The 21,725-nt window shown below is 51.6% G+C and carries 22 protein-coding genes and 1 pseudogene; 20 read left to right on the forward strand and 3 right to left on the reverse strand.

Annotation, left to right across the window (positions count from 1 at the left end; genetic code table 11):
• The first annotated feature begins 69 nt into the window (after positions 1-69).
• The 7 genes from O9K67_RS09860 to otsA all read left to right on the forward strand — a co-directional run bounded on the left by O9K67_RS09860 (position 70) and on the right by otsA (position 7,280).
• The gene (locus O9K67_RS09860; RefSeq protein ID WP_061494334.1) at positions 70-321 is read left to right on the forward strand and encodes a DUF2766 family protein; all 252 of its coding nucleotides are present in this window, start codon (positions 70-72) and stop codon (positions 319-321) included.
• Positions 322-453: 132 nt separating this feature from the next.
• Positions 454-1,011: a DJ-1 family glyoxalase III gene (locus tag O9K67_RS09865; RefSeq protein ID WP_061494335.1), complete on the forward strand. Its 558-nt coding sequence runs from the start codon at positions 454-456 to the stop codon at positions 1,009-1,011.
• Between the two features lie 317 nt (positions 1,012-1,328).
• Entirely contained in the window at positions 1,329-2,309 is a 981-nt protein-coding gene (locus O9K67_RS09870; protein WP_061494336.1) for an arabinose ABC transporter substrate-binding protein, read from the forward strand.
• 70 nt (positions 2,310-2,379) lie between these two features.
• A complete protein-coding gene (gene araG / locus O9K67_RS09875; protein ID WP_061494337.1) occupies positions 2,380-3,894 on the forward strand; it encodes an L-arabinose ABC transporter ATP-binding protein AraG in 1,515 nt (504 codons plus the stop codon).
• Between the two features lie 14 nt (positions 3,895-3,908).
• Positions 3,909-4,889, forward strand: a complete 981-nt coding sequence (gene araH, locus O9K67_RS09880; RefSeq protein WP_061494338.1) for an L-arabinose ABC transporter permease AraH — start codon at positions 3,909-3,911, stop codon at positions 4,887-4,889.
• Between the two features lie 185 nt (positions 4,890-5,074).
• Entirely contained in the window at positions 5,075-5,881 is an 807-nt protein-coding gene (gene otsB / locus O9K67_RS09885; protein ID WP_061499890.1) for a trehalose-phosphatase, read from the forward strand.
• Positions 5,856-7,280, forward strand: a complete 1,425-nt coding sequence (otsA, locus tag O9K67_RS09890) for an alpha,alpha-trehalose-phosphate synthase (protein ID WP_061494340.1) — start codon at positions 5,856-5,858, stop codon at positions 7,278-7,280. Before otsB ends, otsA begins: the two co-directional genes overlap by 26 nt.
• A gap of 31 nt (positions 7,281-7,311) precedes the next feature.
• Here the strand turns inward: otsA and uspC are convergent, their stop codons facing one another.
• Entirely contained in the window at positions 7,312-7,737 is a 426-nt protein-coding gene (uspC, locus tag O9K67_RS09895) for a universal stress protein UspC (RefSeq protein WP_061494342.1), read from the reverse strand.
• Positions 7,738-8,519: 782 nt separating this feature from the next.
• Between uspC and flhD the strand changes: the two genes are divergently transcribed.
• The 12 genes from flhD to cheZ all read left to right on the forward strand — a co-directional run bounded on the left by flhD (position 8,520) and on the right by cheZ (position 19,406).
• Positions 8,520-8,870, forward strand: a complete 351-nt coding sequence (gene flhD, locus O9K67_RS09900; RefSeq protein WP_061494343.1) for a flagellar transcriptional regulator FlhD — start codon at positions 8,520-8,522, stop codon at positions 8,868-8,870.
• A gap of 2 nt (positions 8,871-8,872) precedes the next feature.
• Positions 8,873-9,451: a flagellar transcriptional regulator FlhC gene (gene flhC, locus O9K67_RS09905; protein WP_061494345.1), complete on the forward strand. Its 579-nt coding sequence runs from the start codon at positions 8,873-8,875 to the stop codon at positions 9,449-9,451.
• A 123-nt stretch (positions 9,452-9,574) separates the two neighbouring features.
• The gene (gene motA / locus O9K67_RS09910) at positions 9,575-10,462 is read left to right on the forward strand and encodes a flagellar motor stator protein MotA (RefSeq protein ID WP_061494347.1); all 888 of its coding nucleotides are present in this window, start codon (positions 9,575-9,577) and stop codon (positions 10,460-10,462) included.
• Positions 10,459-11,406: a flagellar motor protein MotB gene (gene motB, locus O9K67_RS09915; RefSeq protein ID WP_061494349.1), complete on the forward strand. Its 948-nt coding sequence runs from the start codon at positions 10,459-10,461 to the stop codon at positions 11,404-11,406. The genes motA and motB overlap by 4 nt, the downstream gene beginning before the upstream one ends.
• A 4-nt stretch (positions 11,407-11,410) precedes the next feature.
• Positions 11,411-13,489, forward strand: a complete 2,079-nt coding sequence (gene cheA, locus O9K67_RS09920) for a chemotaxis protein CheA (protein ID WP_061494350.1) — start codon at positions 11,411-11,413, stop codon at positions 13,487-13,489.
• A 22-nt stretch (positions 13,490-13,511) separates the two neighbouring features.
• Complete coding sequence (cheW, locus tag O9K67_RS09925) at positions 13,512-14,015, forward strand: chemotaxis protein CheW (RefSeq protein WP_061494351.1); 504 nt, start codon at positions 13,512-13,514, stop codon at positions 14,013-14,015.
• Positions 14,016-14,183: 168 nt separating this feature from the next.
• Positions 14,184-14,444, forward strand: a complete 261-nt coding sequence (locus O9K67_RS09930; RefSeq protein ID WP_061494352.1) for a hypothetical protein — start codon at positions 14,184-14,186, stop codon at positions 14,442-14,444.
• A gap of 86 nt (positions 14,445-14,530) precedes the next feature.
• The gene (gene tar / locus O9K67_RS09935) at positions 14,531-16,186 is read left to right on the forward strand and encodes a methyl-accepting chemotaxis protein II (RefSeq protein ID WP_061494353.1); all 1,656 of its coding nucleotides are present in this window, start codon (positions 14,531-14,533) and stop codon (positions 16,184-16,186) included.
• 241 nt (positions 16,187-16,427) lie between these two features.
• Positions 16,428-17,297, forward strand: a complete 870-nt coding sequence (cheR, locus tag O9K67_RS09940) for a protein-glutamate O-methyltransferase CheR (RefSeq protein ID WP_061494354.1) — start codon at positions 16,428-16,430, stop codon at positions 17,295-17,297.
• Positions 17,294-18,343 carry a protein-glutamate methylesterase/protein-glutamine glutaminase gene (locus O9K67_RS09945; RefSeq protein ID WP_061494356.1) on the forward strand — a complete coding sequence of 350 codons (1,050 nt, stop codon included), beginning with the start codon at positions 17,294-17,296 and terminating at the stop codon, positions 18,341-18,343. The genes cheR and O9K67_RS09945 overlap by 4 nt, the downstream gene beginning before the upstream one ends.
• 17 nt (positions 18,344-18,360) lie before the next feature.
• Positions 18,361-18,750 (forward strand): chemotaxis response regulator CheY, encoded by a 390-nt coding sequence (gene cheY / locus O9K67_RS09950; RefSeq protein WP_023480048.1) that lies wholly within the window; start codon positions 18,361-18,363, stop codon positions 18,748-18,750.
• A gap of 11 nt (positions 18,751-18,761) precedes the next feature.
• Positions 18,762-19,406: a protein phosphatase CheZ gene (gene cheZ, locus O9K67_RS09955; RefSeq protein WP_061494357.1), complete on the forward strand. Its 645-nt coding sequence runs from the start codon at positions 18,762-18,764 to the stop codon at positions 19,404-19,406.
• A 112-nt stretch (positions 19,407-19,518) separates the two neighbouring features.
• Here cheZ and O9K67_RS09960 read toward each other — a convergent pair whose 3' ends face one another.
• Positions 19,519-20,130 carry a CPBP family intramembrane glutamic endopeptidase gene (locus tag O9K67_RS09960; RefSeq protein ID WP_082794203.1) on the reverse strand — a complete coding sequence of 204 codons (612 nt, stop codon included), beginning with the start codon at positions 20,128-20,130 and terminating at the stop codon, positions 19,519-19,521.
• Between the two features lie 313 nt (positions 20,131-20,443).
• Between O9K67_RS09960 and O9K67_RS09965 the strand changes: the two are divergent.
• Positions 20,444-21,040: pseudogene (locus O9K67_RS09965) on the forward strand (EscU/YscU/HrcU family type III secretion system export apparatus switch protein); the annotation flags it as partial.
• A gap of 79 nt (positions 21,041-21,119) precedes the next feature.
• Here the strand turns inward: O9K67_RS09965 and O9K67_RS09970 are convergent.
• The gene (locus tag O9K67_RS09970; RefSeq protein WP_045285358.1) at positions 21,120-21,701 is read right to left on the reverse strand and encodes a recombinase family protein; all 582 of its coding nucleotides are present in this window, start codon (positions 21,699-21,701) and stop codon (positions 21,120-21,122) included.
• Between the last annotated feature and the right edge of the window lie 24 nt (positions 21,702-21,725).

Below are 21,725 nucleotides of genomic sequence, written 5' to 3' on the forward strand. Positions count from 1 at the left end.
TTGCCCGGCAAAACTACTTTTAGCGGGCAATTCCCGGTACTATGAGGCCCTTTATAAAAGGAGCTTCTTATGTCGCAAAATCTCTCTGTTGACCAGGAATTGGTATCGGACGTTGTAGCCTGCCAACTGGTGATCAAACAAATCCTTGACGTCATCGACGTTATCGCGCCGGTTGAAGTGCGTGAAAAAATGTCTAACCAGCTAAAAACGATTGATTTTACCAACAATGCCGCCGCTGCCGACCCGGTTACGCGCCGTGCAATCCAAAAAGCGATTGCTTTGATTGAGCTGAAGTTCACCCCACAAGGCGAAGCCCACTGATTTATCACCCAACAATATCGCCATCCTGGTGGCTGACTGCCTGGGTTGTGACGAAACAAAGATTTTGAAACGCTGTTTTGATCAACAATACCCTCCGTCTGGTTAACTAACCTTCAACGTGAGGAGTCAGAGATGAAAAAAGTGGCGGTGTTGTTGGCGCCCGGTTTTGAAGAAGCGGAAGCGATAATTACCATTGATATCTTACGCCGCCTGAATATTGAGGTGGAAACGTTGGCCTGTGCAGGATCCCGGGCGGTTGTAAGTTATCACGCGATCCCCATGGTCGCAGACAGCACACTCAGTGAACGTATGGACGCGCTTTACGACGCTGTTGTATTGCCAGGTGGTCCGCAGGGCAGTGTGAATCTTGCCGCCAGTAAAGAGGTGGTGCTTTTTGTTGAGCGCCATGATGCGGCAGGCAAACTGATTTGTCCTATCTGCTCTGCAGCTGCCCGCGTGCTGGGTGGCAATGGTTTACTGAAAGGTCGACGCTATGTGTGCTCAGGCGATCTGTATGAAACCGTGGCGGATGGCGTGTACGTCGATGCATCCGTGGTCGAAGACGGCAATCTGATCAGTGGCAAAGGATTAGGGCTGGCTTTCGATTTTGCTTTTACCGTCGCCGCCCGTTTACTGGGTGACGTAACACCGGCGCGAGATCACGCCGATCATATCTACTATAGCTGGTAATGTTCCTGCCCGGATGAGACCTGCATTCGGGCACAAGGATAAGCTGGCTGACCTTATGGATAATTCTGCTTTTACCTTTTCGATTTGTCCGACAATAACCTCCGTTTTTATGTGCAATATCGCTGAATTTATGTACGGAATTACTGTAATTCAGCGGTGTGATGGCGCTCTCCTATGGAGAATCAATTTCCCGCTAAAACTATTTCCAGCAAAGAGGTCCAGGGATTCATGGATTCTAATGCCTTGTTTTATGAACTTTTAAAGATGCCGATTTTTTATTTTCCCTACATAAAAGAAAGCTGAAGCTGGAGTTTACCATGCACAAATTCACTAAAGCGCTGGCGGCCATCGGTCTGGCTGCCGTTATGTCACAATCCGCTATCGCTGAAACAATGAAGCTGGGTTTTCTGGTGAAACAACCGGAAGAACCCTGGTTCCAGACAGAATGGAAATTCGCTGATAAGGCAGGTAAAGATTTAGGCTTTGAAGTGATTAAAATTGCAGTGCCGGACGGCGAAAAAACGCTGAACGCCATCGATAGCCTCGCAGCCAGCGGTGCGAAAGGGTTTGTTATCTGTACGCCGGATCCAAAACTGGGATCGGCCATTGTCGCTAAAGCGCGCGGATACGATATGAAAGTCATCGCTGTCGATGACCAGTTCGTTAATGCCAAAGGCGAACCGATGACCAGCGTTCCGTTGGTGATGATGGCAGCAAGTGAAATTGGCGCCCGCCAGGGTCAGGAACTCTACAAAGAGATGCAAAAACGCGGCTGGAATGTGAAAGATACCGCCGTTATGGCCATTACCGCGAATGAGCTGGATACCGCGCGCCGTCGCACGACCGGTTCTATGGATGCGTTGAAAAAAGCCGGTTTCCCGGAAAAGCAGATCTACCAGGTCCCCACCAAATCTAACGATATCCCGGGCGCATTCGATGCCGGTAACTCCCTGTTAGTTCAACACCCGGAAGTTAAACACTGGCTGGTACTGGGTATGAACGATAACACCGTTCTTGGCGGGGTACGTGCAACTGAAGGGCAGGGCTTTAAAGCAGCTGATGTGATTGGTATCGGTATTAACGGTGTCGATGCGGTGAGCGAACTGTCGAAAGCGCAGGCCACCGGCTTCTTTGGTTCTCTGCTGCCCAGCCCGGACGTACACGGTTATAAAACCAGTGAGCTGCTGTACAACTGGGTAACCAAAGGCGTTGAGCCTGCGAAATTTACAGCGGTGACAGATGTTGTACTGATCACCCGCGATAACTTCAAAGAAGAGCTGGCGAAAAAAGGACTGTAATTCTCTGTTGGTTGTGCTCCCCGCGTTGGCGGGGAGCCAGACGTACAATGAACTGCTTTACGGAGACGGTATGCAACAGTCTACCCCTTATCTCTCTTTTCGCGGCATCGGCAAGACATTTCCCGGTGTGAAAGCGCTCAGTGAGATCAGTTTTGATTGCCACGCCGGGCAAGTCCATGCCCTGATGGGTGAAAACGGCGCAGGCAAATCGACACTTTTAAAAATTCTTAGCGGCAACTATGCGCCGACCACCGGAACCTTGGTGATCAAAGGTGAAGAGGTCTCTTTTGCCGATACTACGGCAGCACTGAACGCCGGGGTGGCGATTATTTACCAGGAATTGCACCTGGTACCTGAAATGACCGTTGCCGAGAATATCTATCTCGGACAACTACCCCATAAAGGCGGCATCGTAAATCGTTCGCTGCTGAATTACGAAGCGGGTTTGCAGCTTCAACACCTGGGTCTGGATATCGACCCGCAAACGCCGCTGAAATATCTCTCTATTGGGCAGTGGCAAATGGTGGAGATTGCCAAGGCGCTGGCGCGCAATGCCAAAATTATCGCTTTTGACGAACCCACCAGTTCGCTGTCGGCGCGCGAAATCGACAACCTGTTCCGCGTGATCCGCGAACTGCGCAAAGAAGGACGAGTGATCCTGTATGTTTCGCACCGCATGGAAGAAATTTTCGCTCTGAGCGACGCGATTACCGTCTTTAAAGATGGCCGCTATGTGCGCACCTTTACCGATATGCAGCAGGTCAACCATGACCAACTGGTGCAGGCGATGGTCGGGCGCGATCTGGGGGATATTTACGGCTGGCAGCCGCGAGAATATGGCGAGGAACGCCTGCGTCTCGAACAGGTCAAAGCGCCGGGTGTCCGGACGCCGATTAGCCTGAGCGTACGCAGCGGTGAAATCGTCGGCCTGTTCGGGCTGGTAGGTGCCGGGCGCAGCGAGCTGATGAAAGGCTTGTTTGGCGGAACACGCATCACGGAAGGGCGCGTGTTCATTGATGGTGAGGCAGTGAATATTCAGAAACCGGCACATGCCATCCATGCCGGTATGATGCTGTGCCCGGAAGATCGCAAAGCGGAGGGCATCATCCCGGTTCATTCGGTGCAGGAAAACATCAATATCAGTGCCCGCCGCAAATATATCCGCGCCGGTTGCCTGATCGATAATGGCTGGGAAAGCCAGAACGCCGAGCACCATATTCGTTCGCTCAACATCAAAACACCGAGTGCGAATCAGCTGATTATGAATCTTTCCGGCGGAAACCAGCAGAAAGCCATTTTGGGCCGTTGGCTCTCCGAAGAGATGAAAGTGATTTTGCTGGATGAGCCAACCCGCGGCATTGATGTCGGGGCAAAACATGAAATCTATAACGTGATTTATGCGCTGGCGTCCCGGGGGGTTGCGGTGTTGTTCGCCTCAAGCGATCTGCCGGAGGTGCTGGGCGTTGCCGACCGCATTGTTGTCATGCGGGAAGGCGAAATCGCCGGTGAGCTGTTACACGGTCAGGGCGATGAACAGCAGGCGCTGAGCCTCGCGATGCCTAAAGTTAGTCAGGCTGTCGCCTGAGTGAGGAGAAAATGATGTCATCTTTAACTACGTCCCGCGCAACAAAGTCGACTTTCAGTTTCGGTCGTATCTGGGATCAGTTTGGCATGCTGGTGGTTTTCGCCGTGCTGTTTATTGGCTGCGCCGTTTTTGTGCCGAACTTTGCCACTTTCGTCAATATGAAAGGGCTGGGGCTGGCCATTTCCATGTCGGGCATGGTCGCCTGCGGTATGTTATTTTGCCTGGCTTCCGGCGATTTTGACCTCTCTGTCGCCTCCGTTATTGCCTGTGCTGGTGTCACCACGGCAGTGGTCATTAACATGACAGAAAGCCTGTGGATTGGCGTCTTTGCGGGTTTGCTGCTTGGCATCATCAGCGGGTTAATCAACGGATTTGTGATTGCACGTTTAAAAATTAACGCCCTGATCACGACGCTTGCCACCATGCAAATTGTGCGCGGGCTGGCCTATATTATCTCTGATGGTAAAGCGGTGGGCATTGAAGACGAACGCTTCTTCACGCTGGGCTATGCCAACTGGCTTGGATTGCCTGCGCCTATCTGGTTGACCGTTGGATGCCTGATTATTTTTGGTTTCCTGCTGAACAAGACCACCTTTGGTCGTAATACCCTGGCGATAGGCGGTAATGAAGAGGCTGCACGACTGGCCGGGGTGCCGGTCGTCAGAACCAAAATTATCATCTTTGTGCTGTCTGGTCTGGTATCGGCAGCAGCGGGGATTATCCTTGCCTCGCGCATGACCAGCGGCCAGCCAATGACCTCAATAGGCTATGAACTGATCGTGATTTCAGCCTGCGTGCTGGGGGGCGTGTCTCTGAAAGGGGGGATTGGTAAAATTTCTTACGTGGTAGCGGGGATTTTGATCCTCGGCACCGTGGAAAATGCCATGAACCTGCTGAATATTTCGCCGTTCTCGCAATATGTGGTGCGTGGTTTGATTCTGCTGGCGGCTGTTATTTTCGACCGCTACAAACAAAAAGCCAAACGTACCGTTTGATACATCCCGCAGAAATTCCCGACACAAACTTTTAGTTTACGTCCACTCCTTACCAGCCGCTAATCCGGCTGGTAAGTCATGCTTAAAATGGCGAGCAGCGTCACACTGTCTATACTTACATGGCTAATGAAAATGAGATGTTTTTGAAAAAAGACGCTCATCATAACTGTAAGGAGGAAACCAGGGTGGAAGACGCATTATCTGTACCGCCTCTCTTTTCCGGTAATTTTGCCTTTTTTTTCGATTTGGATGGCACCCTCGCGGGCATTAAACCGCATCCGGACGATGTCTGTGTCCCGGATGATGTGCTGGCGAGACTTGCATTGCTTGCAGAGATGAACGACGGTGCGCTGGCGTTGATTTCAGGGCGTTCAATTGCCGAGCTGGAAAGGCTCGCCAGACCGTACAACTTCCCCCTCGCCGGGGTGCATGGGGCGGAACGCCGCGATATCAATGGTCAAACCGAACGGGTGACGTTACCAGAAAATGTATTGCTGCCGCTGGAACGTGAGCTCCGGCAGGGGGTATCAACGCTGGGTGGCGTTGAATTGGAAGCCAAAGGGATGGCGTTTGCTCTGCATTACCGCCAGGCGCCGCAGCATGAGGATGCGGTGTTTGCTCTGGCAAAAAAAATGGTCACACGCTTCCCGCAGTTGGCTATGCAACCGGGAAAATGCGTAGTGGAGCTGAAACCGTCCGGTATTCATAAAGGCGCGGCGATTGAGGCTTTTTTAAAAACTCCTCCGTTTAGCGGCAGAAAACCTGTGTTTGTCGGGGACGATCTTACCGATGAGCATGGTTTCATTGTCGTTAACCGGCTGGGAGGCGTGTCGATTAAAGTCGGTGCCGGGGCAACCCAGGCAAAATGGCGGCTGGGAAGCGTCAGCGACGTGCACCAGTGGCTTGAACGTATTGCCGACTATCAACAACAAGAACAACGGGCGCTAACAAACAGGAGAGATGACTATGAGTCGCTTAGTCGTAGTATCTAATCGTATTGCACCGCCTGATAATAAAAAAGCCAGCGCTGGCGGGCTGGCTGTAGGGATTCTGGGCGCATTAAAAGCAACCGGTGGATTGTGGTTTGGCTGGAGCGGTGAGATTGGTGATGAGGACCAGCCGTTAAATAAGGTCACCAAGGGCAATATTACCTGGGCCTCTTTTAACCTCAGTGAAGCGCATTACGAGCAATATTATTCGCAGTTTTCCAACGCCGTATTGTGGCCTGCTTTTCATTACCGCCTGGATTTGGTGAATTACCAGCGCGAATCCTGGGAAGGGTATCAGGAGGTGAACGCCCTGTTAGCGGACAAGCTTCTGCCATTGCTGAAGCCAGATGATATTCTGTGGATCCACGACTACCATCTGTTGCCTTTCGCCAGCGAATTACGGCAGCGTGGGGTTAATAACCAGATTGGTTTTTTCCTGCATATTCCATTCCCGACGCCGGAAATCTTCAACGCTTTGCCACCGCATGCGGAATTGCTGGAGCAGATGTGTGATTACGATCTTATTGGCTTCCAGACCGAAAGCGACAGACTGGCGTTTCTTGACAGCCTGTCGGTTCAGACCCGTCTTACTACGCGCAGTGGTAAAAACCATGTAGCGTGGGGGAAAAATTTCCGTACCGAAGTTTACCCGATTGGAATTGAGCCAAAAGAGATTGCACAGCAGGCCGCCGGGCCATTGCCAACAAAGCTGGCGCAACTGAAGAACGAACTTAAAAATGTGAAGAATATCTTTTCGGTAGAACGTCTGGATTACTCCAAAGGGCTGCCGGAGCGTTTCCTTGCCTATGAAACGCTGCTGGAGAAGTATCCTCAGCATCACGGCAAAATCCGTTATACGCAGATTGCACCTACCTCACGGGGGGAAGTGCAGGCGTATCAGGATATTCGTCATCAGCTGGAAACCGAGGCCGGGCGCATTAACGGCAAATACGGGCAGCTTGGCTGGACGCCGCTCTATTACCTGAATCAGCATTTTGACCGTAAGGTGCTGATGAAAGTGTTCCGATATGCGGAAGTCGGACTGGTAACCCCCCTGCGAGATGGCATGAATCTGGTGGCGAAGGAGTATGTTGCGGCTCAGGATCCTGCCAATCCGGGGGTACTTATCCTGTCGCAATTTGCCGGCGCGGCAAATGAGCTGACCTCTGCGTTGATAGTAAACCCCTATGACAGGGATGATGTGGCCGCAGCGATGGATAGAGCGCTCAGAATGCCGCTTGCTGAGCGTATTTCACGCCATGCGGAGATGCTGGAGATCATCAAAGAGAATGATATAGACCACTGGCAACAGAGGTTTATTAGCGATTTAAAGCGCGTCACGCCACGTAGCACCCAAAGCCAGCTACAAAATAAAGTGGCGACCTTTCCTAAGCTGGCGTAACGACAAAGGCTCCCGTAAGGGCGGGGGCCTGCTACTTCGTTAATGCCACCAATAACACATCGACCTCGCTGGTGCTGACAATGCTCTTCGCGGAACAGGCGGCACGCGAGAAAAACGTCTGGTTATGGTTCCCGCACAACACTAAATCGACAGCCTGCTTGCGGCAGGTATGCAGAATATGTTCGCTTAGTTCACCTGAGGCAATGATCACGCGTTCGATTGGATAACCCGCGCTGCTAACAAGTTCATCCATAAATTGTTGTGTCTCTTCCTGTATGACTTCGCGCACGTTTTCCATCATTGGTGCCGCGAGTTGATTATACAGTTCAGGATCGGCTGCAAGGGTAATGAGGGTGATGCGGGCGTTGAAAGGACGGGCGATATCGATAGCTTTTGCCAGCAATTGCCGGCTTTCTGGCGTGACCGCCACCGCGACCAGAAGATGAGCATAAGACATGTCTCTCTCCCCGATTTGAATCAAATTTTTCTCACCATTACTCCCTTTCTGCAGGCAGTGCAACCCGGAAATATTGCTGCGATGTGAAGGTTATCATAAATATTCATTAATTATTCTTACGTAACGGCATGGTCGCGGTTTGAGCGGGTTAATCGAATTTAAAATCTTATCTAAAATTAAGAGAATTTCAGATCAAATTGTTAAATTATTGATAGCAATGACTAAGTGTTTCTGAATGATAACGTAGCTGTATTATGTAGCCACACTTAAAAGGTAATCTATTGTTTTTTATTGCTTTTTGTTTTTGTGTCTTTTGTAGATACATTTGTCTGGATGTAAATGACGCAGCAGGGTAAACCTCCGACCAGTCAACAATGTTTAGGCTCAGGGTTGCATGAGTATTCGTGAGAAAGGAATAGAAAAGGTGCTCAATCGGCCAAAAAAACATCAAATATGAAGCGTGACTGATAGATTTATTGCCCAGAATCACTTAAATTATGTGATCTGGATCACAAAAATTTCAAAATTTCACACGAGTCAGATTGTATGTGGCATCACCTACGAGTACAGTTGCGTCGAATTAGGAAAAATCTTAGTTCTTTGTAAGAAATGATTAAGAACTTAGCAGGGCATAAACATTTGAGCGAAGCGCCCATGCACATGCGATCCTAAGTCAGTTATGCATTTAGCCTTTCTTTTTTTATACCGGGTTTTTTCCCGGCGACATCACGGGGTGCGGCTCAGCCGCATAAGATACAAGTTGGTTATTCGGGATGGGAAAAATGCATACATCCGAGTTGCTGAAACATGTTTACGACATCAACCTGTCGTATTTACTCCTTGCTCAGCGTTTGATTAGCCAGGACAAAGCGTCCGCAATGTTCCGTCTTGGCATTAACGAAGAAATGGCTACCACACTGGGTGAGTTAACCCTTCCGCAAATGGTTAAACTGGCTGAAACTAACCAGCTGATCTGCCAGTTCCGTTTTGACAATCACCAGACTATTACTCGTCTGACCCAGGAATCACGCGTGGATGACTTACAGCAAGTCCACACCGGGATTTTACTTTCCACTCGCCTGCTTAATGAGTCTTCTCAGACCGGCGACGCGGCCAGAAAGAAAAGGGCGTAAAGATGAGCGAAAAAAGCATTGTTCAGGAAGCCCGCGACATCCAGTTAGCAATGGAACTGATCACGCTGGGCGCACGTTTGCAAATGCTGGAAAGTGAGACGCAACTGAGCCGTGGGCGTCTCATTAAACTCTATAAAGAGTTGCGTGGTAGTCCGCCGCCAAAAGGTATGCTGCCATTTTCCACTGACTGGTTCATGACCTGGGAGCAGAATATCCATGCATCCATGTTCTGTAACGCCTGGCAATTTTTACTGAAAACAGGCTTGTGCAGCGGTGTTGATGCGGTCATCAAAGCATACCGACTCTATCTCGAACAATGCCCTCAAGCTGAGGAAGGACCACTGTTGGCGCTGACCCGCGCCTGGACGCTGGTTCGTTTCGTGGAAAGCGGAATGCTGGAGTTGTCTCGCTGTAATTGCTGCGGTGGTAATTTTATTACGCATGCACACCAGCCGGTTGGTAGTTTCGCCTGCAGTTTATGCCAGCCGCCGTCTCGCGCGGTAAAAAGACGTAAACTTTCCCGCGATGCTGCCGATATTATTCCACAACTGCTGGATGAACAGATCGATCAGGCTGTTTGACCGAATCAGGTGGAAAACACTCCAGCAGCGGTGCAGTAATGCCGCTGCTTTTTTTTGCCTCCGATTCGTTAACCCTCTGAAATGTTTATCCCTAGCCTTAGTCATTAGCAGAAGGATGATGTCGTGCTTATCGTATTAGGTTACCTGGTTGTTCTTGGCGCAGTCTTAGGCGGTTACATGATGACCGGCGGGCACCTTGGAGCACTGTATCAGCCGTCGGAACTGATCATCATCGGTGGTGCGGGTGTTGGTGCGTTTATCGTTGGTAACAATGGTAAAGCCATCAAAGGAACGATGAAAGCATTGCCTTTGTTATTTCGCCGTTCGAAATACACCAAAAGCATGTATATGGACTTGCTGGCGCTGCTCTATCGCCTGATGGCGAAATCACGTCAACAGGGTATGTTCTCTCTGGAGCGTGATATTGAAAACCCCAAAGAGAGCGAGATTTTTGCCAGTTATCCACGGATTCTCGCGGACGCAACCATGCTTGAATTTATCGTGGATTACCTGCGACTCATCATCAGCGGCAACATGAACACCTTCGAAATTGAAGCGCTGATGGATGAAGAGATCGAAACACACGAAAGCGAAGCCGAAGTTCCGGCGAATGCGCTGGCGGCGGTAGGGGATTCTCTCCCGGCATTCGGTATCGTCGCGGCGGTAATGGGCGTGGTACACGCACTGGCGTCGGCGGATCGTCCGGCAGCTGAGCTGGGGGCGTTGATTGCTCACGCGATGGTGGGGACGTTTCTCGGTATTCTGCTGGCGTACGGTTTTATCTCTCCGCTGGCCAGTGTACTGCGCCAGAAGAGCGCTGAAACTGCCAAGATGATGCAGTGCGTGAAGATCACATTGCTGTCGAACCTTAACGGTTACGCACCGCCAATTGCGGTTGAGTTTGGTCGTAAAACGCTGTACTCCAGTGAACGTCCGTCGTTTGTTGAACTGGATGAACACGTGCGTGCGGTGAGAAACCCTAACCAACAGACGACGACTGAGGACGCATGAAAAATCAGTCCCATCCAATCGTTGTTGTAAAACGAAAAAAACATAAAGGCCACGGCGGCGGCAGTCACGGTTCCTGGAAGATAGCCTATGCCGACTTTATGACGGCGATGATGGCGTTCTTCCTGGTGATGTGGTTGATCTCCATCTCCAGCCCGAAAGAACTCATCCAGATTGCGGAATATTTCCGCACGCCGCTGGCAACTGCGGTCACGGGTGGGCCGAGAATTTCTAATAGCGACAGTCCGATTCCGGGCGGTGGCGATGACTACACACAGCAAAAGGGCGAAATACAAAAACAGCCCAACATTGATGATTTGAAAAAACGCATGGAGCAATCGCGCCTGAGTAAATTGCGCGGTGATCTGGACCAGTTAATTGAAGCCGATCCCAAACTGCGTGCGTTACGTCCGCATCTGAAAATCGACCTGGTACAGGAAGGGCTACGCATTCAGATTATCGACAGCCAGAACCGGCCGATGTTTAAGACCGGCAGTGCGGAGGTTGAGCCCTATATGCGTGATATTTTACGGGCGATTGCGCCAATACTAAATGGGATCCCCAACAGGATCAGCCTGTCGGGCCATACCGATGATTTCCCTTACGCTAATGGCGAGAAAGGGTACAGCAACTGGGAGCTTTCCGCCGACCGCGCCAACGCGTCGCGCCGTGAGCTGGTTGCCGGAGGGCTGGACAATGGCAAGATCCTCAGGGTGGTCGGCATGGCAGCAACAATGCGCATGGCTGACGCAGGTCCGGATGAAGCAATCAACCGCCGAATTAGTCTTTTGGTTCTTAATAAGCAAGCAGAACAGGCCATTCTGCATGAAAACGCCGAAAGTCAGAATGCGCCAGTAAGCGCGATTACACAGCCAGAGGTAGCGGGTGCAACCGCGCCAGCGTCTCCGGCAGCAGTTTCCACATCGCCACAAGCCGAACCGAGGTGATAGCGTGAGCATGGATATTAGCGATTTTTATCAGACATTTTTTGATGAAGCTGACGAGTTGTTGGCCGATATGGAACAACACTTGTTGGATTTGGTGCCTGAAGCACCGGATTCAGAACAGCTCAACGCCATCTTTCGTGCTGCGCACTCAATAAAAGGTGGTGCTGGCACATTTGGCTTCACCATCTTGCAGGAAACCACCCATTTAATGGAAAACCTGCTTGATGAGGCGCGGCGTGGAGAGATGCAGCTCAACACCGATATTATCAACCTGTTTTTGGAAACCAAAGATATTATGCAGGAACAGCTCGACGCCTATAAAAGCTCGCAAGAGCCAGATGCCGCCAGCTTTGAATACATCTGCAATGCTCTGCGCCAGCTGGCGTTGGAAGCAAAAGGAGAGGTTGTTCCCGCCGCTGCGAGCGCCGCGAAACTCTCCGTTGTTGATGCTGCTGCACCGGAATCTGAAACCACAGCCGCGCCGGCCGCTGAAAGCGACGGTAAACTGCGTATTGTTCTGTCTCGCCTGAAAGAGAGCGAAATTGGATTGCTGGAAGAGGAACTGAGCAATCTGGGTACGCTCAGCGATGTCGTGAAGGGCACTGATACCCTGAGTGTGACGCTCGATAGCGGGGTTGGCGAAGACGATATCATTGCGGTGCTGTGCTTTGTGATTGAAGCCGACCAAATCGCCTTTGAAAAATCCGCGGCGGCATCTGCGCCTGCTGCAGCCGAAACGGCGGCAGCTGCTACTGCTACTGCGGCTGCCGACAACGCTGCAGAAGCGACGTCGCAAGCAGTTGTGCCAGTAGTGAAACCTGCTGCGGCGCCTGCGTTGAAAGCGGTGGCGAAAGAGCAACCGGCTGGTCGTGAAAAACCCGCTGCTCGCGCCAGCGAATCCACCAGTATTCGTGTTGCCGTTGAGAAAGTAGACCAACTGATTAACCTGGTGGGTGAGCTGGTTATTACCCAGTCAATGTTGGCACAGCGTTCCAACGAGCTGGATCCGGTCACCCATGGCGATCTGATCACCAGTATGAGTCAGCTTCAGCGCAACGCTCGCGACCTGCAGGAATCGGTAATGTCCATCCGTATGATGCCGATGGAGTATGTCTTCAGCCGTTTCCCTCGCCTGGTTCGCGACCTCGCCAGTAAGCTGGATAAACAGGTTGAGCTGACCCTGCAGGGGAGTTCAACCGAACTGGATAAGAGCCTGATCGAGCGTATTATTGATCCGTTAACTCACCTGGTGCGTAACAGCCTCGACCACGGGATTGAGTCTCCGCAGAAACGCGTTGAAGCTGGCAAATCTCCGGTGGGCAACCTGATCCTCTCGGCGGAACACCAGGGCGGGAACATCTGCATTGAAGTGACGGACGATGGTGCAGGTCTGAATCGTGAACGTATCCTGGCGAAGGCAATTTCTCAGGGCATGGCAGTTCATGACAATATGACCGATGAAGAGGTGGGGATGCTGATTTTTGCACCTGGCTTCTCTACCGCAGAACAGGTGACTGACGTTTCCGGTCGCGGTGTCGGCATGGACGTGGTGAAACGTAACATCCAGGAAATGGGTGGTCACGTTGAGATCAAGTCTAAACAAGGTTCTGGCACAACAATTCGTATTCTGCTGCCGCTGACGCTGGCGATCCTCGACGGGATGTCAGTGAAAGTGAACGACGAAGTCTTCATTCTGCCGCTGAACGCAGTAATGGAATCTTTGCAGCCGCGTGAAGAAGATCTGCATCCGCTCGCGGGTGGGGAACGTGTACTGGAAGTGCGCGGTGAGTATCTGCCGCTGGTAGAACTGTGGAAAGTGTTTGACGTCATGGGCGCGAAAACCGAAGCCACGCAAGGTATCGTCGTGATTCTGCAGAGTGCTGGTCGTCGTTATGCACTGCTGGTTGATCAACTGATTGGTCAGCACCAGGTGGTGGTTAAAAACCTGGAAAGTAACTATCGCAAAGTGCCGGGGATTTCTGCGGCCACCATCCTTGGGGATGGTAGTGTCGCGCTGATCGTCGACGTATCGGCGCTGCAGGGATTAAATCGTGAACATCGTATGGCGCACACAGCTGCCTGATTTCGTTAAAAAGGTATAAAACATGACCGGTATGAGTAATGTAGCAAAACTGGCGGGCGAGCCATCAGGTCAGGAATTCCTGGTATTCACTCTGGGCGATGAAGAATACGGTATCGATATTCTCAAAGTGCAGGAAATTCGTGGCTATGATCAGGTGACGCGTATCGCCAATACCCCCGACTTTATTAAAGGTGTCACCAACTTGCGTGGTGTGATTGTGCCGATTGTCGACTTGCGCGTGAAGTTTAGCCAGGGCGACGTTGAGTATGATGACAACACCGTGGTTATCGTGCTGAATTTCGGCCAGCGTGTGGTGGGGATTGTGGTCGATGGCGTATCTGATGTGCTCTCTCTGGCATCCGATCAGATTCGCCCGGCACCGGAATTCGCCGTTACCCTGTCTACCGAATACCTTACGGGCCTGGGCGCGCTCGGCGACCGTATGCTGATTTTGGTGAACATCGAAAAACTGCTCAACAGCGATGAAATGGCGCTGTTGGACATCGCTGCGACCCATGTAGCGTAATTATTCGGGCGGGTAACATCCGTTACCCGCCCTTATTTTGTCTTCGCTTAACGTCTTTCCTTAAATATATCCTGTAGCCAAAATGGAATCCGGATAAATATTTCCCCGGAACGCTTTAAATGCAGAAGTCCTTTGCATAAGGCCCTGTGGATGGTATTTCAATAATCCATGACCGTTATTAATGGTTACACCACCATCAATACGGCGGACATAAATGTTGGCAGCGCTTCGCCGGTACACCATTTTCACTCTATTACTGTGACCCGCAAAGGCAGTAGCGATACGGTTGGTATCAATGATGAAGGTCACGCCAGCGGGGGAGTATGCAATAGGATCAGTGGCAGCAACTGCCGGAGTTATGAGATCGATAAAGCGGCACATCCGCCGGGATCCGATAGTGATACATTAACTGTGGATATTGTGTTTTAAGTCGCAATTTAATTCCCTTTCGCAAATGTAAAGTTCCCTGGCTGCATGCCGATAACACCGTTAAGAACTTATCAAGAAGGTGTTGCATGTTGAACCGTATCCGCGTCGTTACAATGCTTATGAGCGTGCTGGTGGTGTTTGCACTGTTGCAGCTCGTCTCTGGCGGTCTTTTTTTCTCGTCACTTAAGCAAAACCAGCAAAGCTTCGCAGTCTCTAATGATCTGCGTATGCAACAAACTGAGCTGGGTAAAGCCTGGGAGTTAATGCTGCAAACCCGCATTAACCTGAGTCGCTCTTCTGCACGTATGCTGCTCGATCCGGGCAACCAGCAGAGCAGTGCGAAAACCGATCTGCTGAACAGTGCAAAAAACTCACTGGCAGACGCCGCAAAACATTACGACGCCTTCCGTGCACTGCCTTCACTGCCGGAAATGGATGCCGCGCGCCAGAATCTGGATGAAAAATACCGCACCTATAACGCCGCCCTCAGTGAGCTGGTGCAGTTCCTTGAAAGCGGCAATATCAACGGCTTTATGGCGCAACCCACTCAGGGAATGCAAAACGCCCTTGGCGATGCGATGACCAAATATGCCGGGTTGAGTGAAAACTTGTATCGCAACGCCTGGGAACAGAGCGTCAGTGACTATACTTTTGCCAAATGGCAGATGGCGATCCTCGCGCTGGCGCTGGTGGTCGTGCTGGCGGCAGTCTGGTATGGCATTCGTCGCATTCTTCTTACGCCGTTATCGGCTGTTATCCGCCATATTCGTGAAATCGCCAGCGGTAACCTGACGCATACGCTGACCATTGCCGGTCGTAGTGAAATGACCGAACTGGCACAAAGCGTTGATCATATGCAAAACGCGTTGATCGAAACGGTCACCAACGTTCGCCAGGGGTCAGATGCGATTTATGCCGGCACCAGCGAAATAGCCGCCGGGAACAACGATCTTTCCTCCCGTACTGAAGAGCAGGCCTCCGCCCTGGAACAAACCGCCGCCAGTATGGAAGAGTTAACCGCCACGGTGAAACAGAACGCCGACAACGCGCGTCAGGCTTCTCAACTGGCGCAAAGCGCCTCGGAAACGGCCGCACGTGGCGGCAAAGTGGTGGACAGTGTTGTGAAAACAATGCACGACATCGCAGCCAGTTCACAGAAAATCGCCGATATTATTAGCGTCATCGACGGCATCGCGTTCCAGACCAATATCCTTGCGTTAAACGCAGCGGTAGAAGCCGCGCGTGCAGGTGAACAGGGGCGTGGTTTTGCGGTGGTGGCGGGTGAAGTACGCAATCTCGCCAGCCGTAGCGCCCAGGCGGCAAAAGAAATTAAAGCTTTGATTGAAGATTCTGTCTCCCGTGTCGATACCGGATCTGTACTGGTTGGCAGTGCAGGGGAAACCATGTCGGACATTGTTAACGCGGTTACGCGGGTGAACGACATCATGGGTGAAATTGCATCGGCGTCTGATGAACAGAGCCGTGGCATCGACCAGGTTGCACTGGCGGTATCCGAAATGGATCGCGTCACACAGCAGAACGCGTCGCTGGTGCAACAATCGGCAGCTGCGGCCGCCGCCCTTGAAGAACAAGCCAGTTTACTGACGATGGCGGTATCGGCCTTCCGCCTCTCAGCAGTATCCGGCACTCCGGCGCAACGCGCTTCTACACCGGCGGCACAGACCCCGGCGAGAAACCGCCCGCAAACAGCCGGGCAAGAAGAAAATTGGGAGACTTTTTAACCCTTTTTTTGCGGATAGTTTGCCGCTTGAAGACTTAACATCACAGCGAAGTACGCGGGCCGGTTATCTGGCCTGCGTAACGACAAGGAGCATCAGTTGATCTGTCGTGATAATAACCTGTCGTCATATTTTATGACTGTAATGACGGCGGTTTTAAAGATTAAAGAGTGGGTCGAAAGACCTCAAGCGGCACCGCCCAACGCTGTGCCTGTTGAATACTGAACCTAGTTGAGAAGGCGCTATGACATCATCTATGCCCAGCGGGCAGACGTCATCAATATTACAGCAGATGACACAACGCCTGGCGCTGTCCGACGCGCACTTTCGTCGGATATGTCAATTGATTTACCAGCGTGCGGGGATTGTTCTCGCAGATCACAAACGCGACATGGTTTACAACCGACTTGTCCGTCGTTTGCGTTCGCTAGGATTAGATGATTTTGGTCGTTATCTGAGCATGCTGGAAGCGAACCAGAACAGCGCAGAGTGGCAGGCATTTATTAATTCGCTCACCACTAACCTCACCGCCTTCTTCCGGGAAGGGCATCACTTTCCTGTGTTGGCGGAACATGCGCGTAAGCGTACCGGTGAATACCGGGTCTGGAGCGCGGCGGCGTCAACGGGAGAAGAGCCTTACTCGCTGGCCATCACGCTTGCTGATGCTTTGGGTATGGCACCCGGGCGCTGGAAAGTGTTTGCCAGCGATATCGATACCGAAGTGCTGCAAAAAGCGCGTGCCGGTGTGTATCGCCAGGATGAACTGAAGACGCTATCACCCCAGCAAATGCAACGCTATTTCATGCGTGGCACAGGTCCCCATGCCGGGTTGGTGCGTGTCCGGCAGGAACTGGCGAACTACGTTGATTTCACCACGGTGAATTTGCTGGATAAGCAATACAACGTACCGGGGCCGTTTGACGCTATTTTTTGCCGTAACGTTATGATTTATTTTGATAAAACGACGCAACAGGACATTCTGCATCGTTTCGCTCCGCTGCTTAAGCCGGACGGATTATTGTTTGCCGGGCATTCGGAGAACTTCAGCAACCTCGTGCGTGAGTTTACCCTGCGTGGGCAAACCGTTTATGCGCTGAGTAAGGATAAAGCATGAGTAAAATCAGGGTATTGTCCGTCGATGATTCCGCATTGATGCGCCAGATCATGACAGAAATAATCAATAGCCACAGTGATATGGAAATGGTTGCGACGGCGCCAGACCCGTTAGTCGCCCGGGATTTAATCAAAAAATTTAACCCGGATGTTTTAACGCTGGATGTGGAAATGCCGCGTATGGACGGACTGGATTTCCTTGAGAAATTAATGCGCTTGCGCCCGATGCCTGTTGTGATGGTCTCGTCTCTGACGGGAAAAGGATCAGAAGTGACGCTGCGTGCGCTGGAACTGGGTGCGATTGACTTCGTTACCAAACCTCAGATTGGCATTCGTGAAGGGATGCTGGCCTACAGCGAAATGATCGCTGAGAAGGTGCGGACAGCTTCACGCGCACGTCTGTCGGCGCATAAACCGATGGCGGTGCCGGCCACATTGAAAGCCGGACCGTTGCTCAGTTCGGAAAAACTGTTGGTAATTGGCGCGTCAACCGGAGGAACAGAGGCAATTAGGCATGTACTCCAGCCATTGCCTCTCTCAAGTCCTGGTATTCTTATCACTCAGCACATGCCGCCGGGCTTTACCCGCTCATTTGCTGAGCGTTTGAATAAACTGTGCCAGATTAGCGTAAAAGAAGCCGAAGATGGTGAGCGCGTATTGCCAGGGCATGCCTACATCGCCCCCGGCGATCGGCATATGGAACTGGCGCGCAGTGGGGCAAACTATCAAATTAAGATCCATGACGGACCGCCGGTGAATCGGCACCGTCCGGCTGTGGATGTGCTGTTTCATTCGGTGGCGAAATATGCGGGGCGCAACGCCGTGGGTGTGATTCTCACGGGGATGGGCAACGATGGCGCAGCCGGAATGTTAGCGATGCACCAGGCAGGCGCCTGGACCATCGCACAAAACGAAGCAAGTTGTGTGGTGTTCGGCATGCCGCGTGAGGCCATCAATATGGGTGGCGTCAGCGAAGTGGTCGATCTTAGCCAGGTAAGCCAGCAGATGCTGGCGAAAATCAGTGCCGGACAGGCAATACGTATTTGAACTAGGAGTAAAAATTTATGGCGGATAAAGAGCTCAGATTTCTGGTTGTGGATGACTTCTCCACGATGCGTCGAATCGTACGCAACCTGTTAAAAGAGCTGGGGTTCAACAACGTCGAAGAAGCCGAAGACGGCGTTGACGCGCTGAATAAACTCCAGGCCGGCGGCTTTGGATTTGTCATCTCTGACTGGAACATGCCGAACATGGACGGTCTGGAGTTGCTGAAAACCATCCGTGCGGACAGCAACATGGCCTCCATGCCGGTACTGATGGTTACGGCCGAAGCGAAAAAAGAGAACATTATCGCTGCAGCGCAGGCGGGTGCCAGCGGATACGTGGTGAAACCGTTTACGGCAGCAACCCTGGAAGAGAAGCTCGGCAAGATCTTCGAGAAACTTGGCATGTGAGGACTGGATAAATGATTCAACCTTCGATTAAACCAGTGGAAGAACATTCACCCAGCGATATTATTGCCCGGATCGGCAGTCTGACTCGCATGCTGCGCGACAGCTTGCGCGAATTGGGTCTGGACCAGGCGATTGCTGAAGCAGCGGAAGCAATTCCCGATGCCCGTGATCGTTTGGACTACGTAGTACAAATGACCGCGCAAGCGGCAGAACGTGCGCTCAACAGCGTTGAAGCTTCTCAGCCGCATCAGGATGAGATGGAACGTGGCGCGAAAGACCTGAGCAAACGTTGGGACGCGTGGTTTGAAAACCCCATCGAGCTGGCCGACGCCCGTGAACTGGTGACCGATACCCGTAAGTATCTCGGTGAAGTCCCCGGGCATACCAGCTTCACCAACGCGCAGTTGATGGACATCATGATGGCGCAGGATTTCCAGGACCTTACCGGTCAGGTTATCAAACGCATGATGGATGTGGTTCAGGAGATCGAACGTCAGTTGCTGATGGTTCTGCTGGAAAACATCCCGGATCAGAGCGCGCGTCCGAAACGCGAAAACGACAGCCTGCTCAACGGGCCGCAACTCGACGCCACCAAAGCGGGTGTTGTGGCGAGTCAGGATCAGGTGGACGATTTGCTGGACAGCCTCGGATTCTGATTCGCGCATAATCCTTCATGAGTGCGTGAGTTGTGGCGCAAAGGATTTTCTGTCGATTAGCTGAAAATGGCGCAATTCTATTGGGTGGGAAGGGTGAAACCTTCCCACTTTTTTATGAAAGATACAACGCGAATGTTGCACCCAGATTAGCCAGCGCATGTAGGATTACGGGCACAATCAGTCCGCCGGTACCGATGCGTACCACACACATTACCGCAGAGAAACTGAACAGATAGACAAAATTGACGGGTGTCTGATATTGCATATGAATAGCGGCAAACAGAGCCGAGACCAACACAATACCCAGTTGTTGCGGTATTTTCCCCCATCCCAAAAAAGCATTGAGTAAAAAACCGCGAAAGATAATCTCTTCACTCACAGGTGCAGCCAAACAGGCCGTTACCACCCATGTCCAGCGAACAAATCCCGAATAGCTGTGAAGTGACTCGAGCCACGGTTCCGGTTGCGAGAAGAACGTCTCCAGAAAGAATAACGTGAGCAGACCCAATAGGGGGACTGCAACGTTTCGTAACGTGACAGAACCCAATGGCAGTAACTTATATTGACGGTGGTAGTAACGCCAGAGTAGCAACGCACATGGCAGTAGCAGAGCGCAGTGAAGAAAGGAGTCAGCCATGCCCACACGATATAGCGCCGGGTAGCCAGGAATAAAAATAGCGAAATAGAACAGGCAGTAATAAATAACAAATGCTGCAATGCACATGGAACTGTGCGTAATTCTGTCAAACTGGCCGTGCATAAGTACGGTACATCCCTGATAAATAAAAAGAGGGACAGTATAAAGGATAGTGATAGCGTTCCTGTTAAGAGCGCAATAATCAGAAGATACAGAGAGGAGATTTTTTTTAGTCAGGATCTTAGGCTGTCTGTTCGGGTTTGGTCCTCGTTTTGGAATGCGTGTTCCTTATTTTTGTCTCAAATGGCGAAAACCCCCCGTTTTTATGCCTTACTCTGCCCATTAGACCGTATTGACTCTGGCATTATGTCATCAAACCTGTAACCCCTGGATGTACGCCGTGGCCTCTGAAGACAGCGACGACAAAACAGAAGCCCCCACAGCGCACCGACTAGAGAAGGCGCGCGAAGAAGGGCAGATCCCCCGATCCAAAGAGCTGACATCCGTGCTTATTATGTTGGCCGGTATCTGCATTCTGTGGTTTGGCGGGGAAGCATTTGGTCGTCGGTTGTCGATCATGCTCTCCACCGGGTTACGTTTTGATCACCATATCGTCAATGACCAGAATCTGATCCTCGGGCAAATTATCATCATGCTGAAAAACGCATTGATAGCCTTGTTGCCGCTGTTGACCGGCGTCGTGATCATAGCGTTAGTTGCGCCGGTAATGCTCGGGGGGTTGGTATTCAGCACCAAATCACTGGCGTTTCAGTTTTCTAAACTGAACCCGTTAAGCGGTATTAAGCGCTTGTTCTCTGCGCAGGTCGGGGCTGAGCTTGTGAAAGCGTTGATGAAGGCGCTGTTTATGGGCGGCGTGGCGGGCATGTTTCTCTGGCAACACTGGCCGGACATGATGCGCCTGATGAGCGAGTCGCCGTTTAAAGCGATGGCCAGCGCTCTTAACCTGACCGGATTGTGCGCATTACTGGTGGCGTTGATGATGCGCCGCGCGATAAATGCGCCCATTTCCGTGAGATAAATGGCATCGCTGCGGCGTTTCAATATTGGCAAAAGAATTACAATCCTACCGCGTCATCCTCCCTCTGACCATCTACCGGAAAATACCGGTACAGCGTCGATACCCCTACACCGTAGATAATGGCAAGTTGCTGGCGGGTGTGCCCCTTAGCCAATAGCCGCCCAATCTGTTCCCGCTCATGCAGCTTTAATGCGTTGGGCCTTCCACCTATGCGCCCCTGTGCTCTGGCTGCTGCTAGCCCGGCCAGCGTTCGTTCGACGATTAGCTCGCGCTCCATCTCCGCCAGTGCAGACATCACGTGGAAAAAGAAGCGCCCCATGGCAGTGCTGGTATCAATACTGTCTGTTAAAGAGCGGAAGTGGGCACCGCGTTCATGTAACTCTGATATCAGTGCGATCAGGTTCTTAACGCTGCGCCCCAGCCTGTCCAGTTTCCACACGACCAGGGTGTCTCCGCTATTAACGCACTTTAAAGCACGTTTCAAACCGGGACGACTGGCAACTTTTCCGCTCATACGGTCTTCAAAAATACGGTCACAGTTTGCGCTTGTGAGTGCATTACGCTGTAAATCGCTGTTCTGGTCGATTGTTGATACGCGGATATAACCAATAACGGCCATCAATTCTCCTCCTGTATGTTGCGG

Source organism: Kosakonia oryzendophytica (assembly GCF_027886705.1).
GTDB classification, from domain to species: Bacteria; Pseudomonadota; Gammaproteobacteria; order Enterobacterales; family Enterobacteriaceae; genus Kosakonia; species Kosakonia oryzendophytica.